This is a genomic window from Actinomadura gamaensis (assembly GCF_042652125.1).
Classification (GTDB): Bacteria; Actinomycetota; Actinomycetes; order Streptosporangiales; family Streptosporangiaceae; genus Spirillospora; species Spirillospora gamaensis.
The window spans coordinates 672,213-693,453 of record NZ_JBHSIT010000002.1; the positions used below are offsets into that span (position 1 = coordinate 672,213).

Here is a 21,241-nt window from a genome sequence, read left to right on the forward strand (position 1 = left end):
TGGCGCCGGTGACGGTGATTCCGGTCAAGCGTCGTTGATCGCTTTTTGTGCCGCGGCTATGAAGCCCTCGGAACATTGGTGGAACCTGTTCCGGGCGTCGGTGAAGCGGTCGCGGGCGCCGTCGGTGTCGTTTCGCGCGAGGTGAAACAGCGACCGATTCGTCTCGTACACGGCCTCCAGTAGCGCCTGCGCTTGTTCCGCGACAGCGGGCGGGCCTTCGAGTTCGGCCACACGGACGCAGCGCATCAGCGGGTCGTAGGCGCTGCGAAGCTCGTCCCGGAGTCGTTCGAGCTCGGCGGCGTACCGCTCGCTCTCGGGAGCGGTGATCCGCAGGCCGTGGACCTCGAAGTAGCGCTGTCCAGTGCCGTGGGCATGGTCGATGACCTCGAGATAGGCGGTTCGCCTGGCCTCCCGGCGTTGGGTGAGCAGCTGGACTCGTTGCGAAGCCTCGGCCTGCACCTTGGCGGCCCTGGCGTTTCCCTGGCTCGTCACCCAACCGGTGATCGCCGCGGTGCCTCCGGTGACCACGGCGACCCACAAGCTCGCATCCATCGCGTCTCCGCTCGGGCCGGCATCCCATCCGATACTTGGACGCATGTGAGCGTCGTCCGGATCGGCCGGGGTGCCACGCTCGACCGTGGCCTGGCGGGCGTCCGCGTGCCGAATGGCCGGCCGCGCCGGTGCGCCGGTGGAAGCGGCCTTCCCTGCCGCGGACGCCCCGGCCGCGGTCAGGCTCTTACGTATTCCGCTAGGTGTTGGGCGGTGAGGGTGGTGCGGGCGGCCACCAGGTCGGCGGGGGTGCCTTCGAAGACGACGCGGCCGCCGTCGTGGCCGGCGCCGGGGCCGAGGTCGATGATCCAGTCGGCGTGGGCCATGACGGCCTGGTGGTGTTCGATGACGATGACGGACTTGCCGGCGTCGACGAGGCGGTCGAGCAGGGCGAGGAGCTGCTCGACGTCGGCGAGGTGCAGGCCGGTGGTGGGCTCGTCCAGGACGTAGATGCCGCCCTTGTCGGCCATGTGGGTGGCGAGCTTGAGGCGCTGCCGCTCGCCGCCGGACAGGGTGGTGAGCGGCTGGCCGATGGTGAGGTAGCCGAGGCCGACGTCGGCGAGCCGGTCGAGGATGGCGTGCGCGGCGGGGACGCGGGCGTCGCCGGAGCCGAAGAACTCCTCGGCCTCGGTCACCGACATCGCCAGGACCTCGCTGATGTCGCGTCCGCCGAGGTGGTACTCCAGCACCGACGCCTGGAACCGCTTGCCCTCGCACTCCTCGCAGACGGTCGCGACGCCCGCCATCATCGCGAGGTCGGTGTAGACGACGCCCGCGCCGTTGCAGGTGGGGCAGGCGCCTTCGGAGTTGGCGGAGAACAGGGCGGGCTTGACGCCGTTGGCCTTGGCGAACGCCTTGCGGATCGGTTCGAGCAGGCCGGTGTAGGTGGCGGGGTTGCTGCGGCGGGAGCCGCGGATGGCGGTCTGGTCGACCGCGATCACGCCCGCGTCGGCCGGGATCGAGCCGTGCACGAGGGAGCTCTTGCCCGAGCCCGCGACGCCGGTGATGACGGTCAGCACGCCGAGGGGGATGTCGACGTCGACGTCCCTGAGGTTGTGGGCGTTCGCGCCGCGGATCTCCAGCGTGCCGGACGGTGCGCGGACGGTGTCCTTGAGGGCGGCCCGGTCGTCCAGGTGGCGGCCGGTGACGGTGCCGCTGGCGCGCAGGCCCTCGACGGTGCCCTCGAAGCAGACGGCGCCGCCCGCCGTGCCCGCGCCGGGGCCGAGGTCGACGACGTGGTCGGCGATCGCGATCGCCTCGGGCTTGTGCTCGACGACCAGGACGGTGTTGCCCTTGTCGCGCAGCCGCAGGAGCAGCTCGTTCATCCGCTGGATGTCGTGCGGGTGCAGCCCGATGGTCGGCTCGTCGAAGACGTAGGTGACGTCGGTGAGGGAGGAGCCGAGGTGGCGGATCATCTTGACGCGCTGCGCCTCGCCGCCCGACAGGGTGCCCGCCGGACGGTCCAGGGAGAGGTAGCCGAGGCCGATCTCCACGAACGAGTCGAGGGTCTGCCGGAGCGAGGCGAGCAGCGGCGCGACCGACGGCTCGTCCAGCTTGCGGACCCATTCGGCGAGGTCGCTGATCTGCATGGCGCACGCGTCGGCGATGCTGATCCCGGCGATCGTGGACGAGCGGGCGGGCGCGGCCAGGCGGGTGCCGTCGCAGTCGGGGCAGGTGGTGAAGGTGACGGCGCGGTCGACGAACTCGCGGATGTGCGGCTGCATGCCCTCCCTGTCCTTGGCGAGCATCGACTTCTGGATGCGCGGCACCAGACCCTCGTAGGTCATGTTGATGCCCTCGATCTTCATCCGCGTCGGCTCGCGGTAGAGGAAGTCGTCCAGCTCCTTCTTGGTGAACTTCCGGATGGGCTTGTCCGGGTCGAAGAAGCCGGACGAGGCGTAGAGCCGGTAGTTCCACCCGCCCGCCTTGTAGCCGGGGACGGTCAGCGCGCCTTCGGACAGCGACTTGGAGTCGTCGAACAGCTGGGCGAGGTCGAGGTCGGTGACGGTGCCGCGGCCCTCGCAGCGCGGGCACATGCCGCCGGTGACGCTGAAGCTGCGCTTCTCCTTGACCTGCTTGCCGCCGCGCTCGACGGTGACCGCGCCCGCGCCGCTGATCGACGGGACGTTGAAGGAGAACGCCTGCGGGGAGCCGATGTGGGGCCGCCCGAGCCGGCTGAACAGGATGCGCAGCATCGCGTTGGCGTCGGTGGCGGTGCCGACGGTGGAGCGCGGGTCGGCGCCCATCCGCTGCTGGTCGACGATGATCGCGGTGGTGAGGCCCTCCAGGACGTCCACGTCGGGACGGGCGAGGGTGGGCATGAAGCCCTGCACGAACGCGCTGTAGGTCTCGTTGATCAGGCGCTGCGACTCGGCCGCGATCGTGCTGAACACCAGGGAGCTCTTGCCGGAGCCGGACACGCCGGTGAACACGGTGAGCCGGCGCTTGGGCAGCTCGACGCTGACGTCCTTGAGGTTGTTCTCGCGCGCGCCGACCACGCGGATCAGCTCGTGGCTGTCGGCGGCGTGCGGCGCGGACGCCCGCGGGCCCGGCGCGTGGGGGCCCGGTGCGTGGGGGCCCGGTGCGTGCGGGTCCGGTGCCTGCGGGTCCGGCCCGGTGGCCTTGCTCATCGGTGTCTCCGTTTCGGTCGGCGTGGGTCGGCGGCGGTGCCCGGAGGCTGCCCGGCCCGGTCGGCGGGGCCGCGACGATCACTGTCTACCCGATCGGCGGGCGCGGCCCGGGGAGAACCTCGCTCCCCGGGCCGCGCCGGCGCCGTCCGACGGCCTCCGCCGCCGGTCTCCGCGAGACCGGGGCCGTCCGCCGGACGCTACCGGACGGCTCCGACAGTCGCGCCGTCAGTCGCGCCGAGGGCCGCGGCGACGTCCTCCTCCACCAGGTCGGCGTTGAGCGCCATGGCCGCCGCCGAACCCTGCGCCGCCGCCATGATCACCTGGACGTGAGCGTCGGCGACGTTGCCCGCGGCCGACACGCCCGGCACGGTGGTGCGGCCCATCGCGTCGGTGCGCAGGCGGCCCTGCTCGTCGCGTTCCCAGCCGAGCGCGGCGAACGGGCCGTCGTTGGGGATCATGGTGGACGGGACGAACAGCGCGGCGCGCTCCACGACGCGTCCGTCGGCCATCTCCACCCCGCGCAGGCGGCCGTCGTCGGCGACGACGCGCTTGACCTCGCCTTCGACGACGTCGATGCCGCGTGCGGCGAGGCGCTCGCGGTCCTCGGGCGAGAAGTCCTGCTCGTGGGTGAAGAGGGCGACGTCCGGGGACCACTGCCGGACGAGCAGCGCCTGGTGGACGGCCAGCGGGTGGGTCGCCAGCACGCCGATCGGCTCGTCGCGGACCTCGTAGCCGTGGCAGTAGGGGCAGTGCAGGACGTCCTTGCCCCACCCTTCGCGCAAACCGGGAATGTCGGGCAGCTCGTCCCGCAGGCCGGTCGCCGCCAGGACGCGCCGGGCGCGCAGCGACGCGCCTCCGGCGAGCCGCACGGTGAAGGCCGGGGCGTCACCGTCACCGGACTCGCGGGTGATCTCGTCCACGCGGGCGGCGATGGGCTCGACGCCGTAGCCGGCGAGCTCGGCACGGCCCGCCTCCAGCAGCGCCGCCGGGGGCATGCCGTCGCGGGACAGGAAGCCGTGCATGTGCTCGGCGGGGGCGTTGCGGGGGGCGCCGCCGTCCAGGATCGCGATGCGGCGGCGGGCGCGCGCCAGGACCAGTCCGGCGTTGAGCCCGGCCGCCCCCGCACCCGCGATCACCACGTCGTAAAGGTCGTTGTCGTAGCCGTTGAGCTTGTCGTTCATTCGGGTCACCTCCGCCCTCAGACTGCGACCGCGGACGTGAATCCGGCAACGTTTGTTGCCATTTCCGGGACGGGTCGGGTCCAATGGAGGCATGGAGCACCAGCACGACACCCTCCCGGGCGACCCGTCCTCGGCGATCGACCGGGCGCTCACCGAGGTCGGTCCCCGCCTGCGCAAGCTGCGCGCCGAGCGCGGCATCACCCTCGGCGCGCTCGCCGAAACCACCGGGATCTCCAAGAGCACCCTGTCCCGGCTGGAGTCGGGCCAGCGCCGGCCCAGCCTGGAGCTGCTGCTGCCGCTCGCGCAGGTCTACCAGGTGCCGCTGGACGAGATGGTCGGCGCGCCCGAGGTCGGCGACCCGCGCGTCCGGCTGACCCCGCGCGACGGCGGCGACCGGACGGTGATCCCGCTGACCAGGCATCCGGGGCCGCTGCAGGCGTGGAAGACGATCCTGCCGGGCGGGTCGCGCGGCGAGCCGAACCCGGTGACGCACGAGGGCTACGAGTGGCTGTACGTGCTGGCCGGACGGCTCCGGCTGGTCGTCGGGGACCACGACCTGGAGCTGTCGCCCGGCGAGGCGGCCGAGTTCGACACGCGCCTGCCGCACTGGTTCGGACCCGCCGGCGAGCAGCCGGTGGAGCTGCTCAGCCTGTTCGGCCGGCAGGGCGAGCGCTTCCACCTGCGGGCCGCGCCGAAGTCGCGCCGTCCGGGGCGCTGACGCGCCCCACGCTCAGGGCGACCGTTCCCGGATCGTTCAGGGCGGCCGTTTCGGATCGTTCAGGGCGGCCGTTCCCGGATCTGTTTCAGGCCGACCATTCGGGCCGGTAGGCGGGGCGATCGGCGTAGGCGGACGCCAGGGCCCGCAGCGTCGCGATCCTGACTTCCTGAGCGGCCTCGGCGGCCTCGCTGCGGTGGCCGGTGGACAGCAGCCACGCGGCCTTGGCGTACTCGTCGAGGATGAGCCGCTTGGCGGCCACCTCGCGCAGGACGCGGGCAGGGCTGTGGCGGGCGATGTGCTCGGCGTAGCTCTCGTTCTCGGCCTCGGCGACGAAGCCGGGGCGTCCGGAGGCCTGCGGTCCGAAACCGCGGGCGGCCTCGTCGGACGGGCCGTCGATGCTGACCGAGCCCGGCGGGGACGGTTTCCACGCGGTGCCCGGGCCGGAGCCGGAACCGGCGCCCGAGCCGGCGCGTGCGATCTGCTCGTCCTTGGCGATCCGGGCGCGTAGGAACTCCACCAGCTCGTCCACCCGGCCATTGTGCAGTCCCGGCGCGGCGTCCCGCACCCCGTGCGGGTCAGCCGGGACGGAGCGCCGAGGTCAGCACGCGCAGCTCCGCCACGCCGAGGAGCCGCGCGGCCAGCGCGTAGAGGGCGCCGCCGGCGGCCGACGCGGCGACGATCACCACGGCGGCGCTGGACGGGCCCGCGCCGAACGGGGCGTCCACGGCGCGGGCGACGGCGGCGGCGACCAGCCCGGCGGCGGTCGCGGCGGCCAGGGTGCGCAGGTGGGTGTCCAGGAGGCGGCGGCCGTCCACCCGGCCGAGCCGGTGCCGCAGCACCAGCGCGCTGACGGTCAGCCCGGTGGTGTAGGCGACCGCGGTGCAGCCCGCGAGCGCGATCAGCAGCCGCGCGCCGCCGGTGAGCTGCGCCGCGACCAGGACGAGCCCGACCGTGACGGCCGAGACGCCGACGCTGATCAGCGCCGGGGTGCGGGTGTCGCCGAGGGCGTAGAAGGCGCGCAGCATGATCTGGTACCCGGCGAACGGGACGAGCGCGAGGCCGTAGACCGCGAGGGTCTGCCCGGTGAGGCGGGCGGCCGACGGCGAGGTGCTGCCGTGCGCGAACATCAGGGTCGTCAGGGCCGGTCCGAGGACGACCAGCGCCGCGGAGACCGGGGCGAGGGCGACGCCGGTGAGCCGCAGCGAGCGGGACAGGTCGGCGGTGACGCCCGCGAGGTCGCGGCGTCCGGCGGCGCGGCTCATCCGGGGCAGCACGCCGGTGATCACGGTGACGGCGATGACCGCGTACGGAAGCTGGAAGATCGTGGACGCGTTGCTGTAGACCGCGAGCATGCCCGTCCCGGCGTGCGAGGCGAGCCGGGTGGACACGACGAACACGCCCTGCGCGGCGGCGACGGACCCGACCGTCCAGCCCGCCATGGCCGCGATGCGCCGGACGCCGATGCCGCGCGGGTCGGCGTGCAGCCGGAGCCGGAACCCGGCGCGGCGTCCGGCGAACGCGAGCACGGCCATCTGCGCGGCGACGCCGGCGCTGGTGCCGACCGACAGCAGCAGCGTCTGCGCGGTGCCCGGGGACGCGGCGTGCCCGGTGCCGCCGACCAGCACGAACGCCAGCCCGGTGGCGATCACGACGAGGTTGTTGGCGACCGGCGCCCACAGCGGCGCGGCGAGCCGTCCGCGCGCGTTCAGCACGGCCGCCAGGGTCGCGCTGACGCCGTAGAACAGGATCTGCGGCATGAAGAACCGGGTGAACAGCACCGCCAGGTGCCGCTCGGACGGCGCGAACCCGGCGGCCGTGGCGTCCACGATCAGCGGGGCGGCGAGCACGGTGGCGATCACGACCGCGCCGAGGCCGTAGACCACCAGCGACAGCAGCCGCTGGGCGAACAGGTCGGCGTCCGGCCGGGACGCCTGCCGGACCAGCAGCGGCACGACGACGCTGGCGAGCGCGCCGCCCATGACCAGCTCGTAGATCGTGTTCGGGGTGACGTTGGCGACGGTGTAGGCGTCCAGCAGGCGGGTGCCGAGGCCGAGCGCGGTGACCAGCACCAGCGTGCGGACGAACCCGGTGACGCGCGACACGACGGTCGCGACCGCCATGGCGCGTCCCGCCCTGACCATTTCGCTCAACGTCCGCCCCTTCCGTCCCTGCCAGGTTAGACGGCGCGGCGGCCCGGACCGTTCGGCCCGGGCCGCCGCGCCGCCGACTCCGTCAGACGGACTTCTGGTAGGAGCGGAAGGTCGCCACCGAGATCCCGACGCAGACCACGGCGAGGGTGAGCAGCCCGCCGCCGCGCGCGGCGATCGACGCCCAGTCGGGGTCGGTGCCGAGCGCCGACCGGCCCGCGCGGACGGCCCAGTCGAGCGGGTTGCAGGCGGTGATGATCCGCATCCAGTGCGGCATCAGCGCGGTCGGCATGAACGCCGAGGACAGGAACGTCAGCGGCAGCATCAGCAGCACGTTGAACCCGATGATCGCCTCGCGCTGCTTCAGCGTCATGCCCATCGCGTTGGACAGCCCGCCGAACACCGTGCCGAGCAGCACGCCCGCGACGACGACCACGGCGCACCCGGCGGCGCCGCCGGGGTAGTGCGCGCCGCCGAGCAGCCCGAGCAGCAGGATCGCGACGGACTGGAGGGCGGTGGTGACGGCCTGGTCGGCGACGCCGGAGGTCATCAGCGCGACCCGGCTGACCGGGGAGGTCAGGAACCGGTTCAGGGTGCCCCGGTCGATCTCCTCGATCATCCCGACCCCGGCCCACATGCTGGCGTTCATCGCGTTCATGGCGATCACGCCGGGCACCAGGTACCCCAGGTAGGAGCCGTGGCCGAAGCCGGGGATCTCCACCACGCGGCGGAACAGCGAGCCGAACAGGAACAGCCAGATCGCGGGCTGGACGAGGTTGCCGACGATGACGGCGGGCTGGCGCGCGAGGGCGTGCAGGCGGCGTCCGGTCAGGAACCAGGTGTGGGTGATCAGGCGCGGCGCGGTCACGGAGCGGGACGCGGGCGCGGTGAGGGGTGCGGTGGTCATTTCGCGGCCTCCTGCCGGGCGGGCGTGCCGGTGGACGCTTCGGGGGCGGGGGACGCCGTGCCGGGCGGTGCGGCGCCCGGCGCGTCGTCGCGGTGGCCGTCGCGGTGGTCGTCGCGGCGGTCATCGTGACGGTCGTCGCGGCCGTCGTCGGGGGCGTAGCGGCGGCCGGTGTAGCGCAGGAACACGTCGTCCAGGGACGGGCGGGCGACGGTGACGGCGGCGGCGGGCATCCCGGCGCGCTCCAGCGCGGCGAGGACGGCCGGGACGGCGGCGGCGCCGTTGTCGCTGCGGGCGCTGACGCCGCGTCCGGCGATCCGGACCTCCCGGACGCTCGGCAGCGCCTCCAGCACCGCGCGGACCTCGCCGGGGACCGTCCCGGACGGCAGTTCGAGGTGGACGGCGTCGCCGCGCAGCTCGCCCTTCAGCTCGTCGGGGGTGCCGCCCGCGACGACGTGCCCGTGGTCGACGATCGCGAGCCGCTGGGCGAGCCGGTCGGCCTCCTCCAGGTAGTGGGTGGTGAGCACGACGGTCAGGCCGTCGTCGCCGGCGAGGCGCTGGATCTCGGCCCACATCGCGGTGCGGGCCTCGGGGTCCAGGCCGGTGGTGGGCTCGTCCAGGAACAGCACCGACGGGCGGTGGACCAGGCCGAGCGCGACGTCCAGGCGGCGCTGGGTGCCGCCGGAGTAGGTCTTGACGAGCCGGTCGGCGACCTCGGCGAGGTCGAACCGGTCGAGCAGCTCGGCGGCGCGGGCGCGGGCGGCGCGCCCGCCCATGCCGTACAGGCGGGCCTGGAGGATCAGGTTCTCGCGTCCGGTGGCGCGCGGGTCGCTGCCCGAGCGCTGCGCGACGACGCCGATGAGGCGGCGGACGCGGTCGGGGTGGCGGAGCACGTCCACGCCCTCGATCTCCGCGGTGCCCCGGTCGGGGCGGGTGAGGGTGGTGAGGACCTTGATGGCGGTGGACTTGCCCGCCCCGTTGGGGCCGAGCAGGCCGAACACGATGCCGCGCTGGACGGCGACGTCCAGGCCGGACAGGGCGCGGACGCCGCCCTTGACGCCGCGGACGGAGTAGGTCTTGCCGAGGTCGTGCGCGCGCACGGCGCACGGGTCGGTGGTCATGGGACTCTCCCGGTTCGTGGATCGGTGGTGGGGCGATCCGGCGGCGGCGTGAGTCCGGCTAACCTTGTGGTGTCACCCAGGTCGCTGGCTCCGTTGCCGCGGATCGGCGTTCTGGTCTCGGGGCCCCGGCCCGGTGTTGCCGCACCGGCCGGGGCCTTTCACGTGGGGGGCGTCGTCAGTCGGCCTCCTCTGGTGACGGCTCGGCGCGGGCGCGTTCCTGCTCGTGGAGCCAGTCGATCTCCTGGGGGACCTCGCCGGTCTCGTGGAAGCGGGCCCAGTCGGCGAGGCCGGCCATGGTGCCGTCCTCCAGGCGGGCCAGCAGGGCGCGGACCCAGTCGACCTCCGCGCTGCTGAGGGCGCGGTGGTAGTCGGCCTCGATCAGCAGCAGCTCGGGCAGCCAGGCGCGGTGCTCGGCGAGCTGCCGGTCCTGCTCGGCGAGGTCGGCCTCCAGCGCCTCCAGGCGGCGGCGCAGCAGGACGGTGAACTCGCGCGGGTGCAGGGTGGCGATGTCGGCGAGCGCGGCCTGGAAGCGCGGGTACTCGCGTTCGGGGACCTCGACCAGCTCGCGCAGCCAGTCGGCGAGCTCGGCGCGGCCCTCGGGGGTGATCGCGTAGACGGTGCGGTCCGGCTGGTTGCCCTGCCGGACGGTCCCGGTCGCCTTGATCAGCCCGTGCTTCTCCAGGTTCCGCACGACCGTGTAGAACGACCCCCAGTTGATCTTCACGCTGGCGTCCTTGCCGCGACGGCGCAGCGTGGAGGCGATCTCGTAGGGGTACATCGGACGCTCGCTGAGCGTGCTCAGCACCGGCAGGGCCAGCAGGTTCGCGACCTTCCGCCGCTTCGCCACCGGAACCGCCTCCCGTCCGCTCCGTCCGCTGTCCGCTGATCGCTACTCGTCAGCGAGTACTCGTGGACGAGTACTTGGCAACGAATATACGCCTGCGCGGCGACTTGTCCAGCCCCTCCGCGGGCCCGGTCGGGACTCGCCGGGTTCCGGTCGGCCGGGATCGGGCTCGCCGTCCGTCCGCTTCCCGGGGCCGGATTTGCCCATTTGTGCGGTCGCCGCCCGCTCCCCGAGTCTTTCTGTCGCTTATACCGCACGGTATATCCCCTCTTTGCAGCGCTCCAGCGGGCATGGATATCGCTTTTTTGAATGACATAGGTAATTGCTCCCCGATATCGCGTTATCCGGGTCGCGCGCGGCGTAGGTTCTAAGCTCCGGAACGCAGTCGCACGAGGGGGCGCGGGTGGGCATCAACGGCTGCATGGAGCAGATCATGACGATCCCCGGGGCACGCGGAGTGACCCTGGTCGACTGCTCCACCGGCCTGGCGGTGGCCTCCTCCGGCGGCAGCGGGACGCTCGACCAGCACGAGGACGCGGCGGGCACCACCGACGTCGTCCGGGTGGTGCTGGCCAGTCCCGCGATGAGCGCGTCCCCGACCGGCGACGACATTCAGGAGATCATCGTCTCCGGGTCGTCCGGATATCACTTGATGGTCTGCGTCGGCCGCACTTTCGACTCCCAGTTGTTCCTGCACGTGGTCCTCGACCGGGACGCGGGAAACCTGGCGCTGGCGCGGCTGCGGGTGCGCGAAGTGGTCGAGCTGCTGACGGAGGGCCGCGATGACGCCTGAGTTCTCCGCCGCGCCGATGAGGACGCGCCATTCCCCTTCCGCTCCCGCCGAAAGCGCGGTCCGGGACGGTCTCGGCGCGGCCGTCCGGACCGGGCGGGCCGGGGGCCCGTCCGAAGGGACCGGGCTGGAGGATCTGCTGCTGCGGCTGGAGCGCGAGCGCCGCACGGGCGAGGTGAGCTGCGGCCTGGAGGGACGCGTCCTGCTGTCCGAAGGGCTGGTGTGCCGCGCCGAGTCGCGCCGGGCCACGCCGCTGACCGCGCTGCGGACCGCGGACGGCCCGATCGAGGAGCAGCCGTGGTGGCCCGAGCGGGGCGGCCGGTCCGCCGCGACGGGCGCCGGAGGCGACGACGCGCCGAGCCCGCTGGGGATCTACGTCCTGGCGGCGACGTTCGACGCGCTGGCCCTCCTGCTGGACTCCGTCCGTTCCGCCGCCCGGCCGGGAGGGGCGGACGGCGGAACGGACGGCCTCGACAGTCCCGGCGGCGGCGGCCCGCCCAGGAACCAGGCGGAGGGAACGGCGGAGGGAGCAGGGGAGGGTTCGGGCGCGCCAGGCGGGGGGCCGGTGTTCGCGGCGGGCCGGCTCGGGCGCCGCACGATGCGCTGCACCGGCGTGCCGCCGGGCGTGCTGCTGCACGAGTGCGCGCGCCGGGCCGGGCCCGTGGACGGCTGGCCGCTCGCGCTCGCCGACGTCGCGCCGGTCGTCGCGGCCCGCCGGACGCGCCGCCAGCGGGTGATGCTGACGGCGGTGCAGGTCGAGGTGGCGCTCGCCGCCGACGGGCGCCGCACGCCCGCCGCCGTGGCCGCCGAGCTGGGCCGTCCGGTGGTGGTGTGCCTGGAGGCGGTGCGCGCCCTGACCGCGCTGGGGCTGGTCGAGCGGCCGGCGCCGGCGGACGCCGCCTCGCCGCGGCGCCGGAGGCGGGCGGGGGTCCGCGCCGTCCGGCCGAGCCAGGAACCGCCGGTGGACCTGGAGACCCTGCTGAGGCTGCGAGCCGCCCTGGAGCAGGTGTGAACGCCGGCAGGCGGCGGCTCGGCACCCTGGTCGAGCGGTGGGCCCGCGCCGCCGCGGGGACCGAGCCCGGACGGGAGTTCGACGCCGTCCCGGACGGTCCCCCGTTCGAGCCCGACCCGGAGGTGGTGGCGGAGCTCAAGCGGCTGCGTTCCCGGCTGGACCGGGTGGTCGGGAGCCTGGTCGCCGCGTCCGACGGGCGGCTGGTCGCGCACGACCTGCCGCCGTCGGTGGAGCCCGCCGGGATGGCCGTGCTGACCGTCACGCATCTGGCGCTGTCGCACCGGCTCGCCGCCACCGCGCACGGCGGCGGCTTCCACGAGGTCGTCGTGCACGGCACCGGCGGCTTCGTGGCGATCTACGCGGCGGGGTGGCACGCCTCGCTGACCGTTCTGGCCGGTCCCGACGTGAACGTCGGGCGGCTGCATCTGGAGTCGCGGCCGGCGGCGCGGGCGATCGCCCGGCGGCTGGCCGCGTCCGCGCCGCAGGAACCGGCGGCCGGGAGGGAGACCGGCGGCCGCGAGTGAGAAGGCACACCCGAGTGAGAGGAGACCACGTGTCGAACATGGACCTGTCCCTGAAGGACATGATGGCGATCGACGGCGCGGTCGGCGCGGCCGTCGTCGACTACAGCAGCGGCATGGCCCTGGGCATGCTGGGCAGTTCCAAGGGCCTGGACCTCCAGGTCGCCGCCGCGGGCAACACCGAGGTCGTGCGGGCCAAGATGCGCACGATGGAGCAGCTCGGCCTCAAGGACGAGATCGAGGACATCCTGATCACGCTCAGCGGCCAGTACCACATCATCCGGCCGGTGACCGGCCGCAAGGGCAAGGGCCTGTTCCTGTACCTGGCGCTCGACCGGGGCCGCGCCAACCTGGCCCTGTCCCGGCACCACCTGAAGGCGATCGAGGAGAACCTGGAGGTCTGACGGGAGGTCTGATCCGCACCGCCCGCGCGAGGGCCCGGACGCCGCCGTCCGGGCCCTCTCCGGCGTCCGGGCGGCGGCGTCCGGGCCCTTCCCAGTGTCCGGACGGGCGCGGTCGCCGCCGCCCCCGCGCGGGAACGAAACGGCAGGACGATCGTTACTCTGGAAGGCAGGACGTGGGCGGGTTTGGGGGCACGGACATGACCGACCGGACCGGGAGCGACGCGATCGGCAGCGGCTCCACCGGCGACGAGGCGTACCCGCCGGCGCCCGCAGAGCCCCGTCCCGAAAGGGAACCCGAGGCCGAAGCGCGGCCCGCGTCCGACGGGAGCGAGGCGAAACCCGCCACGATCACCGAACCGCAGCGTGCTGCGGAGCTCGTCGTGAAGGCGGAAGCCGAGACCGAGCCGGGGACCGGGCGGCCGATGGAGACCGGGCGGCAGGGGGAGGCCGAGCCTCTGTCCGGCGTGGTCGCGCGTTTGGATCGTGCCGCTGCGGGCGGTGTGGCCGGGCTCGCGCCGGTGGCCGAGAGGGCGGCGCGGCACGCGTCGGCCGCCGCGGAACCGGTCCGGGTGGTCGCGCGGCGGGCCGCCGACCGTGCCGCGGCGCAGGTCGTGGAGCGGCTGGCGCGCACGTCGGCGATGGAGGCGGTGGAGCGCGCCGCGCGGGACGCGGCGGTGAAGGTCGCCTCGGCCGCGGCCGAGAAGGCGGTGCGGGAGGCGGTTTTGGAGGCCAAGTCCGTCGCGCGGACGGTGGCCGGCTCCAACCCGCTCGCCGGGACGGCGCTCGACGTCACCACGGCCCTGACCGGCACGGCCGTGAACCTGGCCGAGCAGGCGGCGCAGCATCCGATGGCGGCCGCCGCGCGGCGGCTGGCGGCGCGCAGCCCGCTCGCGCGGGCCGCGACGGCGACGGCGCTGGACGTGGCGGGCCGGACGGCGTCGGCGCCGGTGGTGCAGGCCGCGACGCGCGCGGTCGTCGACACGGCGCTGGACGCGGTCGTCGACGTCGCCGTGGACGTCGCGCTCGACGTGGGCCGCGAGGTGATCGCGGACGTGGTCCGGACGGTCGCGCGCGAGGCCGCGAAGGAGGCGGCGCGCGAGCTGGCGTCCGGGGTGCGCGCGCAGGGCCGCCGGGTCGCCGAGGCGAGCCCGGTGGCGGCGGCGAGCGCCGACCTGGCGTCCTCGTTCGTCCTGGACGTGGCGCGCGACCTGGGGACCGGCGAGGCGGCGCAGGCGGCGAGCGGCCTCTGGCGGGCCGCCGCGGGCAGCGCGCTGGCCCGCTCCGCGTTCGGGCTGGCCGGGCAGGTCGCCGACCGCGCGCTCGTGCTGGCGGTCGAGACGATCATGCGCGAGCTCATGCGCGAGGCGCTGAAGGCCGCGCTGCGCGACACGCTGCGCGGGCTGATGATCGACGTGACCCGCGAGGTGGTGGTCGAGTCCGTCCGGACGGGCTGGACGACGGCCTTCCGCCCCGACCCCAACGCCCCCGACGCCCCCGGTGCCGCGGACGGCGGGCCTGCGCAGCCGGGCGGAACGGCCTCCGGTAGCGCGGCTTCCGGTAGCGCGGATGCCAGCCGTGCGGGTGCTGGTCGTGCGAGTGCTGGGAGCCGAGCGGGCGGGAGTTCGGGTGGCTCGCTTTCGGGGTTCGCGGGAAGTGACAGAGCGCTCGGCGACCTCGTGGGGCGGGTGGCGCGGGCCACGTTCGACGCGGTGATGACGCATCCGGCGACGGGTTCGCTGGTCGGGTCGGCGACCGGGAGGGCGGTGCGGATCACGGCCCGGACGGCGCCGCGCGTGGTGCCGAGAGCCGCGGTGAGCACGCTGCGCGGCGCTTCCCGTTACCGGGTGGGCGTGCGGCGGGCCGATCTTCCGGAGCGTCCGGTGGCGCAGGCGTCGCCGGTGGCGATCCTGACGGTGGCGTCCCGGACGGCCGGGGACGCGTCGGCGCCCACGATCCGCATGGTGGTGCGTCCGGGGCGGCCTGGGAGCGGCGGGCCGGAGTCCGGTGGCGCGGCACCGGAGCGGGCCTCGTGACCGTCGGGGTTTTCTGAAAGATCTATGAGAATCCGCTGGTCACAGCGGTGGGCGCGGGGCGGGCGGTTACCGTGAACGCATGGAGTCTGGTGCTGCGCGGGGGCGGATCCTGGTCGTGGACGACGAGCCCGCGGTGCGGGAGTCGCTGACCAGCAGCCTGGAGTTCGAGGGGTACGAGGTCGGCACGGCCGCCGACGGCGTGCTCGCGCTGGACGCGGTCGAGGCGCGGCGTCCCGACCTGGTGGTGCTGGACGTGCTGATGCCGCGGATGGACGGCCTGACCGCGTGCCGGCGGATGCGGGCGCGCGGCGCGACGATGCCGGTGCTGATGCTGACGGCGCGGGACATGGTCGGCGACCGGGTGACCGGGCTGGACGCGGGCGCCGACGACTACCTGGTGAAGCCGTTCGAGCTGGACGAGCTGCTCGCGCGGGTGCGGGCGCTGCTGCGGCGGGCGGTGGACTACGGCACCTCGGCGCGTCCGGACGGTGAGGCGCTGGCGTTCGAGGACCTGCGGATGGATCCGCGCACGCGCGAGGTGGAGCGGGCGGGGCGTCCGCTGGAGCTGACGCGCACGGAGTTCATGCTGCTGGAGCTGTTCCTGCGGCATCCCCGTCAGGTGCTGACGCGCGAGCAGATCCTGGAGACGGTGTGGGGGTTCGACTTCGAGCCGGCCTCCAATTCGCTGGACGTGTACGTGATGTACCTGCGGCGCAAGACCGAGGCGGCGGGCATGCCGCGGCTGATCCACACGGTGCGCGGTGTCGGGTACGTCCTGCGGGGCTCGTCGTGACCGCCGCCGACGCCGTCCGAGCCGCACACCCCGGACGCGCCGCGCAGCCCAGGCGGCCTGGACAAGCCGGACGCGCCGGACGGAGCGGGGTGCAGAGCCGTAGCGGGGTGCAGAGCCGTGGCGGGGTGCGGAGGCGCGTCCGGGAACGTGGATTGGTGGCGGGGTCGTGCGGCGGCTGATGTCGCGGTTGCCGCTGCGGGGGCGGCTGGCGTTGCTGACGGCGCTGGCGGTCGCGGTGGCGGTGGCGGCGTGCGCGACGGTGAGCTGGTTCCTGGTGCGCGGGCAGCTGTACCGGGAGCTGGACCGGCGGCTGCGGGCGATGAGCGGCGCCCCCGCGCCCGGCGGGCCAGGGGCGCCGCCGAACGGCCCGTCCCTCCCGCCGCGGGAGCGGCCGATGATCTGGGAAGCGCTGCGGAGTTGCGATCCCGCGCCGGTCAGCGAGACCGGGAACCACTACTCCGGGCCGTACATGATCCAGCAGGTGCTCGTCGCGAGCGGGCGGGCGTGCGCGATCCCCGACCACGGCGCGCTGACGGTGACCGACGCCGACAGGGCGGTCGCGGCCGGGACGGAGCAGACCGCGCAGCACGAGGGCAGGGGCGTGGACGCGCAGGGCGACGACGTGCGGGTGCTGGTGCGGACGGTCGGCTACGACGTCGCCGGGGCGGACGGCACCCCCGTCCGGTTCGCGATCTCGACGGCGATCCCGCTGGACGAGGTGCAGGGCCCGCTGGACAACCTGGCGCTGCTGCTGGTCGCGGTGTCGGCGGCGGGGGTGCTGCTGTCGGCGGGCGCGGGACTGATGATCGCGCGGGCGTCGCTGCGTCCGGTGGACCGGCTGACGGGCGTGGTCGAGCACATCGCGCGGACCGAGGACTTGGACACCCGCATCCCCGAGGACGGGCACGACGAGATCGCGCGGCTGAGCCGGGCGTTCAACACGATGACGGGGGCGCTGGCGGCGTCCCGGGACCGGCAGCAGCAGCTGATCGCCGACGCCGGGCACGAGCTGCGCACGCCGCTGACGTCGCTGCGGACCAACATCGACCTGCTGATGCGGTCGCAGGACAGCGGCCGGGAGCTGCCGCCCGACACGCGGCGGCGGCTGCTGGCGAGCGTGAAGGCGCAGATGGTGGAGCTGTCGAGCCTGGTCGGGGACCTGCTGGAGCTGGCGCGTCCGGCCGAGGGGGAGCCGGCGCGGGAGACGGTGGCGCTGCACGAGGTGGTCGAGCGGGCCGTGGCGCGGGCGCGGCTGCGCGGTCCGGGCCTGGTGGTGGAGGCGGCGGCGTCGCCGTGGTTCGTGCAGGGCGACCCGGGGCAGCTGGAGCGGGCCGTGGTGAACCTGCTGGACAACGCGGTGAAGTTCAGCCCGCCGGGCGGGCGGGTGCGGGTGCGGCTGGACGGCGGGGAGCTGACCGTCCGGGACGAGGGGCCGGGGATCGCGCCGGAGGACCTGCCGCACGTGTTCGAGCGGTTCTGGCGGTCGCCGTCGGCGCGGAGCCTGCCCGGTTCGGGGCTGGGCCTGTCGATCGTGGCGCGGGTCGTCGGCGAGGGCGGCGGCCGGGTGAGCCTGGAACCGGCCGAGGGCGGCGGCACGCTGGTGCGGGTGGTGCTGCCGGGCGCCCCGGTCCGCCCGGACTGACCCGTTCGGACGGGTTTCTCATGGCGTGTTAAGGAAGGGCTCAGCGGCCTCCCACGCCGGTTGCCGACGGTGGTCGCATGAGTCACCTGGTCACCACGCGGAGCACGGCCGGCCAGGCCGCGGCACCGTCCGGTCCGGGGCGTCCCGAGGGGGAGCCGGGCGGGCGGGGGCGGCTGGTCGAGGTCGTGATCCCCGTCTACAACGAGGAGCGCGTGCTCGCCGCCAGCGTGCGGCGGCTGCACGCCTACCTGAGCGCCACCTTCCCCTACGCGTGGCGGATCACCGTCGCCGACAACGCCAGCACCGACGGGACGTGGCGCGTCGCCGGGGAGCTGATGGGCGAGCTGCCGAACGTGCGGGCGGTGCACCTGGACACCAAGGGCCGGGGCCGCGCGCTGCGGCGGGTCTGGTCGGCGTCGGACGCCGACGTGGTCGCCTACATGGACGTCGACCTGTCGACGGACCTGGACGCGTTCCTGCCGCTGGTCGCGCCGCTGATCTCCGGGCACAGCGACCTGGCGATCGGGTCGCGGCTGTCGCGCGGGTCGGCGGTGGTGCGCGGGCCGCGCCGGGAGGTGATCTCGCGCTGCTACAACCTGCTGCTGCGGGCGACGCTGGCGGCGCGGTTCTCCGACGCGCAGTGCGGGTTCAAGGCGGGGCGGACCGAGATCGTCCAGGCGCTGCTGCCGGTGGTGGAGGACCAGGAGTGGTTCTTCGACACCGAGCTGCTGCTGCTGGCCGAGCGGACCGGGCTGCGGATCCACGAGGTCCCGGTGGACTGGGTGGACGATCCGGACAGCCGGGTGGACGTGCTGCGCACGGCGCTGGACGACGTGAAGGGAATGGCGCGGGTGGGACGTCGGATGCTGACCGGCGGTTTCGGAGCCCCGGTGTCGGGCCGGTCCGGCGCGCGGACGCGCGGGCAGGACGGTCCGGGCGGGGGCGAGGGCGATGGGTTGCCGTCCGGGATGCGGCGGCAGCTTCCGGTGTTCGCGGTGATCGGCGCGGTGAGCACGGTGGCGCAGCTGGCGCTGTTCGTGCTGCTGCGGCTGGTGATGGGGCCGCTGACGGCGAACGCGCTGTCGCTGGTGGTCACCACGGTCGGCAACACCGCGGCGAACCGCCGGTTCACCTTCGGGGTGACCGGGTCGCACCGGGCGGTGCGGCACCAGGTCGAGGGCGGGCTGACGTTCCTGCTCGGGCTGGGGCTGAGCACCGGCGGGCTGGCGCTGCTGCACGCGACGGCGGCGCATCCGGCCCGGTGGGTGGAGGTCGCGGCGATGGTCGCGGCGAACGCGGTCGCGACGCTGGTGCGGTTCCTGCTGATGCGGGCGTGGATCTTCCATCCCCGCCGGTTGAGCCGTCCGGACGCTGCGGGTCGTGCGGAGGCGGCAGGACATGCCGACGCTACGGGACATGCCGGCGCTGCGGGTCGTGCGGAGGCGAAGGGACGTGTGGACGCGGCGTCCGCGAGCACCGGCGGGGTGGCGGACGCCGCCACGGGCGCGGGCGCTGGTGCGGAGGTCGCGGCGGCTGAGGAGGCTGGGCGATGAGCGCGACGATGACGACCGGCGCGTCGGAGGGCGCTTCCCGCGCTGCCGGGGCGCGCCGAGGACGGCTGGGGCGGTTGCTGCTCGGGCCGGAGGGCGATCCGGTGTGGGTGCGGCCCGGTCTGTGGGCGATCCTGGCGCTGGCGGCCGTCCTGTACGGGTGGGGGCTGTCGAAGAGCGGGGACGCGAACGCGTACTACTCGGCGGCGGTGAAGAGCGGGACGCAGAGCTGGAAGGCGTTCTTCTTCGGGTCGCTGGACGCCGGTTCGTTCATCACGGTCGACAAGCCGCCGATGGCGTTCTGGGTGATGGGGCTGTTCGCGCGGGTGATCGGCTTCAGTTCGTGGAGCCTGCTGCTGCCGCAGGTGGTCGAGGGCGTGGCGGCGGTGGCGCTGCTGCACGTGACGGTGCGGCGGGCGTTCGGTCCGGCGGCGGGGCTGCTCGCGGCCGGGGTGCTGGCGCTGACGCCGATCACGGTGGCGATCAACCGGGACGACAACCCGGACACGCTGCTGACGCTGCTGCTGGTGGCGGCGGCGTGGGCGACGGTGCGCGCCGTCCAGGACGGGCGGCTGCGGTGGCTGCTGGCGGCGGCGTTCTTCGTCGGCTGCGGGTTCAACACCAAGATGCTCCAGGCGTTCATCGCGCTGCCGGCGCTCGCGGTGGCCTACCTGCTGTTCGGGCCTCCGGCGCTGGGACGGCGGGTGCTGCACCTGCTGGCGGCGGGTGCGGTGCTGCTGGTGTCGGCGGGCTGGTGGATGGTCGTGGTCGATCTGATCCCGGCGTCCCGGCGTCCCTACATCGGGGGCAGCACCGACGGCACGGTGTGGGACCTGGTGATCGGCTACAACGGTCTCGGCCGGGTGTTCGGCCAGGAGCGGGGCGGGCGCGGCGGGTTCGGCGGTGCCGGTGCGGACGCCTTCCGGGAGTTCGCGCAGCGCGCCGGGGACGCGGCGCAGAACCGTCCGCGGGGCGGGTTCGGCGGCGGGTTCGGCGGTCGGGCCGGCATCGGCCGCCTGTTCGGCGCGGAGATCGGCGGCCAGATCTCGTGGCTGCTGCCGTTCGCGGCGATCGCGCTGGTCGCGGGGCTGGTGCTGGTGTGGCGGCGTCCGCGCACGGACGTGGCGCGGGCGGCGCTGGTGCTGTGGGGCGCGTGGCTGGCGGTGCATTTCGTGGTGTTCAGCTTCTCGGAGGGCACGTTCCACCCGTACTACACGACGGCGATGGCTCCGGCGGTCGCCGCGCTGACCGGCGGCGGCACGGTGCTGCTGGCGGGCGCGTACCGGCGGTCGGCGCGGTGGTCGTGGGTGCCGGCGGCGGCGGTCGCGGTGACGGGCGGCTGGGCGTTCGCGCTGCTGGGCCGGACGCCGCACTGGCATCCGGCGCTGCGCTGGCTGGTGCTGGCGGTGACGGTCCTGGCGGTGGCGAACCTGGTCGCGGGACGGCTGGTGCGCCGGGCCGGGCTGCCGTTCACCCTCGCGGGACTGGCGCTCGCGCTGGTGGCGGGGCTGGCGGGTCCGGGCGCGTACGCGGCGTCGGCGGCGTCCTCGCCGGTGAACGGGACGAACCCGCTGGCCGGTCCGGACACCGGGCGGGGTTTCGGTCCGGGCGGCCGGATGGGCGGCCGGGACGGTTTCCCGCGCGGCTTCGGCGGCATGCCGCCGGGCGCGATGCCCGGGCAGAGCGGTCGCGCTGGTCAGGAAGAGTCCGGTGGCCAGGGCGGTGAAGGTGGCCCGGGTGGTCAAGGTGGCCAGGGCGGGCAGCCGGGTCAGCCGGGACCGAGTGGGTTCCCCGGGTTCGGGCAGCCGCCGGGCGGGTCGTCCACGGGTGGCCGCGCGCCGATGGGCGGACGCCGCGGGTTCGGCGGTCCGGGCGGTGAGGTCAGCGAGCAGATGGTCGCCTACCTGCAGAAGCACCGGGACGGCGCGCGGTGGCTCGTCGCGGTCGGCAACGCGCAGGCGGCGGCGTCGATCATCCTGCGGACGGGGCGTCCGGCGATCGCGATGGGCGGGTTCACCGGGACCGACGACGCGATGACGGTGGACAAGCTCCAGTCGTACGTCCGGCAGGGGAAGTTGCACTACATCGTGCTCTCCGAGGGCGGGATGGGCCTGGGTGGGCGCGGGACGTCCGAGGCGGTCGCGGCGTGGGTGCGGCAGCACGGCACGCTCGTCCGGCCGAGCGAGTACGGCGGGTCCTCGACGTCCGGATCATCCGGAGCGTCCGGATCGTCGGGTGTGTCGGCTGCGGCCGGGGCGCCGATGGGTGGCGGGACGACGCAGTTGTACCGGCTCGGCTGAGCGGGCGCCGCTGGTCGGAGCGCGGGGATCGGTCCCGTCCGGCGCCGGTGGATGCGTCGCGGCGGGGCCGGTTCGGCGCGGTCGGTTCGGCGGGGCTGGTTC

Annotated in this window: 18 protein-coding genes; 10 read left to right on the plus strand and 8 right to left on the minus strand. The window is 74.6% G+C overall.

The annotated features are described in order from the left end of the window. Positions 1 to 24: 24 nt before the first annotated feature. The 3 genes from ACFPCY_RS08950 to ACFPCY_RS08960 form a co-directional block, all read right to left on the minus strand. Positions 25 to 552 (minus strand): hypothetical protein, encoded by a 528-nt coding sequence (locus tag ACFPCY_RS08950; protein WP_378253210.1) that lies wholly within the window; start codon positions 550 to 552, stop codon positions 25 to 27. Between the two features lie 176 nt (positions 553 to 728). Beyond that, the gene (locus ACFPCY_RS08955; RefSeq protein WP_378253212.1) at positions 729 to 3,179 is read right to left on the minus strand and encodes an ATP-binding cassette domain-containing protein; all 2,451 of its coding nucleotides are present in this window, start codon (positions 3,177 to 3,179) and stop codon (positions 729 to 731) included. A 197-nt stretch (positions 3,180 to 3,376) separates the two neighbouring features. Continuing rightward, positions 3,377 to 4,360, minus strand: coding sequence for an NAD(P)/FAD-dependent oxidoreductase (locus tag ACFPCY_RS08960; RefSeq protein ID WP_378253214.1), 984 nt, complete (start codon positions 4,358 to 4,360; stop codon positions 3,377 to 3,379). Positions 4,361 to 4,451: 91 nt separating this feature from the next. On the opposite strand from ACFPCY_RS08960, the gene ACFPCY_RS08965 reads away from it, so the two are divergent. Then, the gene (locus ACFPCY_RS08965; protein ID WP_378253216.1) at positions 4,452 to 5,078 is read left to right on the plus strand and encodes a helix-turn-helix domain-containing protein; all 627 of its coding nucleotides are present in this window, start codon (positions 4,452 to 4,454) and stop codon (positions 5,076 to 5,078) included. Between the two features lie 85 nt (positions 5,079 to 5,163). Here ACFPCY_RS08965 and ACFPCY_RS08970 read toward each other — a convergent pair whose 3' ends face one another. From ACFPCY_RS08970 to ACFPCY_RS08990, 5 genes are all read right to left on the minus strand, one after another. After that, on the minus strand, positions 5,164 to 5,607 hold the full coding sequence (locus ACFPCY_RS08970; RefSeq protein ID WP_378253219.1) for a DUF6221 family protein: 444 nt from the start codon (positions 5,605 to 5,607) through the stop codon (positions 5,164 to 5,166). 46 nt (positions 5,608 to 5,653) lie between these two features. Then, positions 5,654 to 7,219, minus strand: coding sequence for a murein biosynthesis integral membrane protein MurJ (murJ, locus tag ACFPCY_RS08975; protein WP_378253771.1), 1,566 nt, complete (start codon positions 7,217 to 7,219; stop codon positions 5,654 to 5,656). A gap of 91 nt (positions 7,220 to 7,310) precedes the next feature. Beyond that, positions 7,311 to 8,132, minus strand: coding sequence for an ABC transporter permease (locus tag ACFPCY_RS08980; RefSeq protein ID WP_378253221.1), 822 nt, complete (start codon positions 8,130 to 8,132; stop codon positions 7,311 to 7,313). After that, positions 8,129 to 9,250 (minus strand): ABC transporter ATP-binding protein, encoded by a 1,122-nt coding sequence (locus tag ACFPCY_RS08985; RefSeq protein ID WP_378253223.1) that lies wholly within the window; start codon positions 9,248 to 9,250, stop codon positions 8,129 to 8,131. The genes ACFPCY_RS08980 and ACFPCY_RS08985 overlap by 4 nt, the downstream gene beginning before the upstream one ends. Before the next feature lie 175 nt (positions 9,251 to 9,425). Further along, on the minus strand, positions 9,426 to 10,097 hold the full coding sequence (locus tag ACFPCY_RS08990) for a PadR family transcriptional regulator (RefSeq protein ID WP_378253225.1): 672 nt from the start codon (positions 10,095 to 10,097) through the stop codon (positions 9,426 to 9,428). 430 nt (positions 10,098 to 10,527) lie between these two features. Here ACFPCY_RS08990 and ACFPCY_RS08995 point away from each other — a divergent pair, with 430 nt between their 5' ends. The 9 genes from ACFPCY_RS08995 (at position 10,528) to ACFPCY_RS09035 (ending at position 21,139) form a co-directional block, all read left to right on the plus strand. Then, complete coding sequence (locus ACFPCY_RS08995) at positions 10,528 to 10,887, plus strand: roadblock/LC7 domain-containing protein (RefSeq protein ID WP_378253228.1); 360 nt, start codon at positions 10,528 to 10,530, stop codon at positions 10,885 to 10,887. Continuing rightward, a complete protein-coding gene (locus tag ACFPCY_RS09000; protein ID WP_378253230.1) occupies positions 10,877 to 11,896 on the plus strand; it encodes a hypothetical protein in 1,020 nt (339 codons plus the stop codon). The genes ACFPCY_RS08995 and ACFPCY_RS09000 overlap by 11 nt, the downstream gene beginning before the upstream one ends. After that, the gene (locus ACFPCY_RS09005) at positions 11,893 to 12,420 is read left to right on the plus strand and encodes a roadblock/LC7 domain-containing protein (protein ID WP_378253232.1); all 528 of its coding nucleotides are present in this window, start codon (positions 11,893 to 11,895) and stop codon (positions 12,418 to 12,420) included. Before ACFPCY_RS09000 ends, ACFPCY_RS09005 begins: the two co-directional genes overlap by 4 nt. A 38-nt stretch (positions 12,421 to 12,458) precedes the next feature. Next, on the plus strand, positions 12,459 to 12,821 hold the full coding sequence (locus ACFPCY_RS09010) for a hypothetical protein (protein ID WP_378253773.1): 363 nt from the start codon (positions 12,459 to 12,461) through the stop codon (positions 12,819 to 12,821). Between the two features lie 197 nt (positions 12,822 to 13,018). Beyond that, the gene (locus tag ACFPCY_RS09015; RefSeq protein ID WP_378253234.1) at positions 13,019 to 14,854 is read left to right on the plus strand and encodes a hypothetical protein; all 1,836 of its coding nucleotides are present in this window, start codon (positions 13,019 to 13,021) and stop codon (positions 14,852 to 14,854) included. A 79-nt stretch (positions 14,855 to 14,933) separates the two neighbouring features. Continuing rightward, the gene (locus tag ACFPCY_RS09020) at positions 14,934 to 15,647 is read left to right on the plus strand and encodes a response regulator transcription factor (RefSeq protein WP_378253236.1); all 714 of its coding nucleotides are present in this window, start codon (positions 14,934 to 14,936) and stop codon (positions 15,645 to 15,647) included. A 166-nt stretch (positions 15,648 to 15,813) separates the two neighbouring features. Next, on the plus strand, positions 15,814 to 17,289 hold the full coding sequence (locus tag ACFPCY_RS09025) for a sensor histidine kinase (protein WP_378253238.1): 1,476 nt from the start codon (positions 15,814 to 15,816) through the stop codon (positions 17,287 to 17,289). A gap of 77 nt (positions 17,290 to 17,366) precedes the next feature. Next, positions 17,367 to 18,842, plus strand: coding sequence for a bifunctional glycosyltransferase family 2/GtrA family protein (locus ACFPCY_RS09030; RefSeq protein ID WP_378253240.1), 1,476 nt, complete (start codon positions 17,367 to 17,369; stop codon positions 18,840 to 18,842). Beyond that, entirely contained in the window at positions 18,839 to 21,139 is a 2,301-nt protein-coding gene (locus tag ACFPCY_RS09035) for a glycosyltransferase family 39 protein (RefSeq protein WP_378253242.1), read from the plus strand. The genes ACFPCY_RS09030 and ACFPCY_RS09035 overlap by 4 nt, the downstream gene beginning before the upstream one ends. The last annotated feature ends 102 nt before the right edge of the window (positions 21,140 to 21,241 follow it).

What these genes read in the sequence shown, in the direction of transcription:
- ACFPCY_RS08950 (WP_378253210.1), bottom strand. Translation starts at nt 552, where the DNA reads ATGGATGCGAGCTTGTGGGTCGCCGTGGTCACCGGAGGCACCGCGGCG.
- ACFPCY_RS08955 (WP_378253212.1), bottom strand. Translation starts at nt 3,179, where the DNA reads ATGAGCAAGGCCACCGGGCCGGACCCGCAGGCACCGGACCCGCACGCA.
- ACFPCY_RS08960 (WP_378253214.1), bottom strand. Translation starts at nt 4,360, where the DNA reads ATGAACGACAAGCTCAACGGCTACGACAACGACCTTTACGACGTGGTG.
- ACFPCY_RS08965 (WP_378253216.1), top strand. Translation starts at nt 4,452, where the DNA reads ATGGAGCACCAGCACGACACCCTCCCGGGCGACCCGTCCTCGGCGATC.
- murJ (WP_378253771.1), bottom strand. Translation starts at nt 7,219, where the DNA reads ATGGTCAGGGCGGGACGCGCCATGGCGGTCGCGACCGTCGTGTCGCGC.
- ACFPCY_RS08980 (WP_378253221.1), bottom strand. Translation starts at nt 8,132, where the DNA reads ATGACCACCGCACCCCTCACCGCGCCCGCGTCCCGCTCCGTGACCGCG.
- ACFPCY_RS08985 (WP_378253223.1), bottom strand. Translation starts at nt 9,250, where the DNA reads ATGACCACCGACCCGTGCGCCGTGCGCGCGCACGACCTCGGCAAGACC.
- ACFPCY_RS08995 (WP_378253228.1), top strand. Translation starts at nt 10,528, where the DNA reads ATGACGATCCCCGGGGCACGCGGAGTGACCCTGGTCGACTGCTCCACC.
- ACFPCY_RS09000 (WP_378253230.1), top strand. Translation starts at nt 10,877, where the DNA reads ATGACGCCTGAGTTCTCCGCCGCGCCGATGAGGACGCGCCATTCCCCT.
- ACFPCY_RS09010 (WP_378253773.1), top strand. Translation starts at nt 12,459, where the DNA reads ATGGACCTGTCCCTGAAGGACATGATGGCGATCGACGGCGCGGTCGGC.
- ACFPCY_RS09015 (WP_378253234.1), top strand. Translation starts at nt 13,019, where the DNA reads ATGACCGACCGGACCGGGAGCGACGCGATCGGCAGCGGCTCCACCGGC.
- ACFPCY_RS09020 (WP_378253236.1), top strand. Translation starts at nt 14,934, where the DNA reads ATGGAGTCTGGTGCTGCGCGGGGGCGGATCCTGGTCGTGGACGACGAG.
- ACFPCY_RS09030 (WP_378253240.1), top strand. Translation starts at nt 17,367, where the DNA reads ATGAGTCACCTGGTCACCACGCGGAGCACGGCCGGCCAGGCCGCGGCA.
- ACFPCY_RS09035 (WP_378253242.1), top strand. Translation starts at nt 18,839, where the DNA reads ATGAGCGCGACGATGACGACCGGCGCGTCGGAGGGCGCTTCCCGCGCT.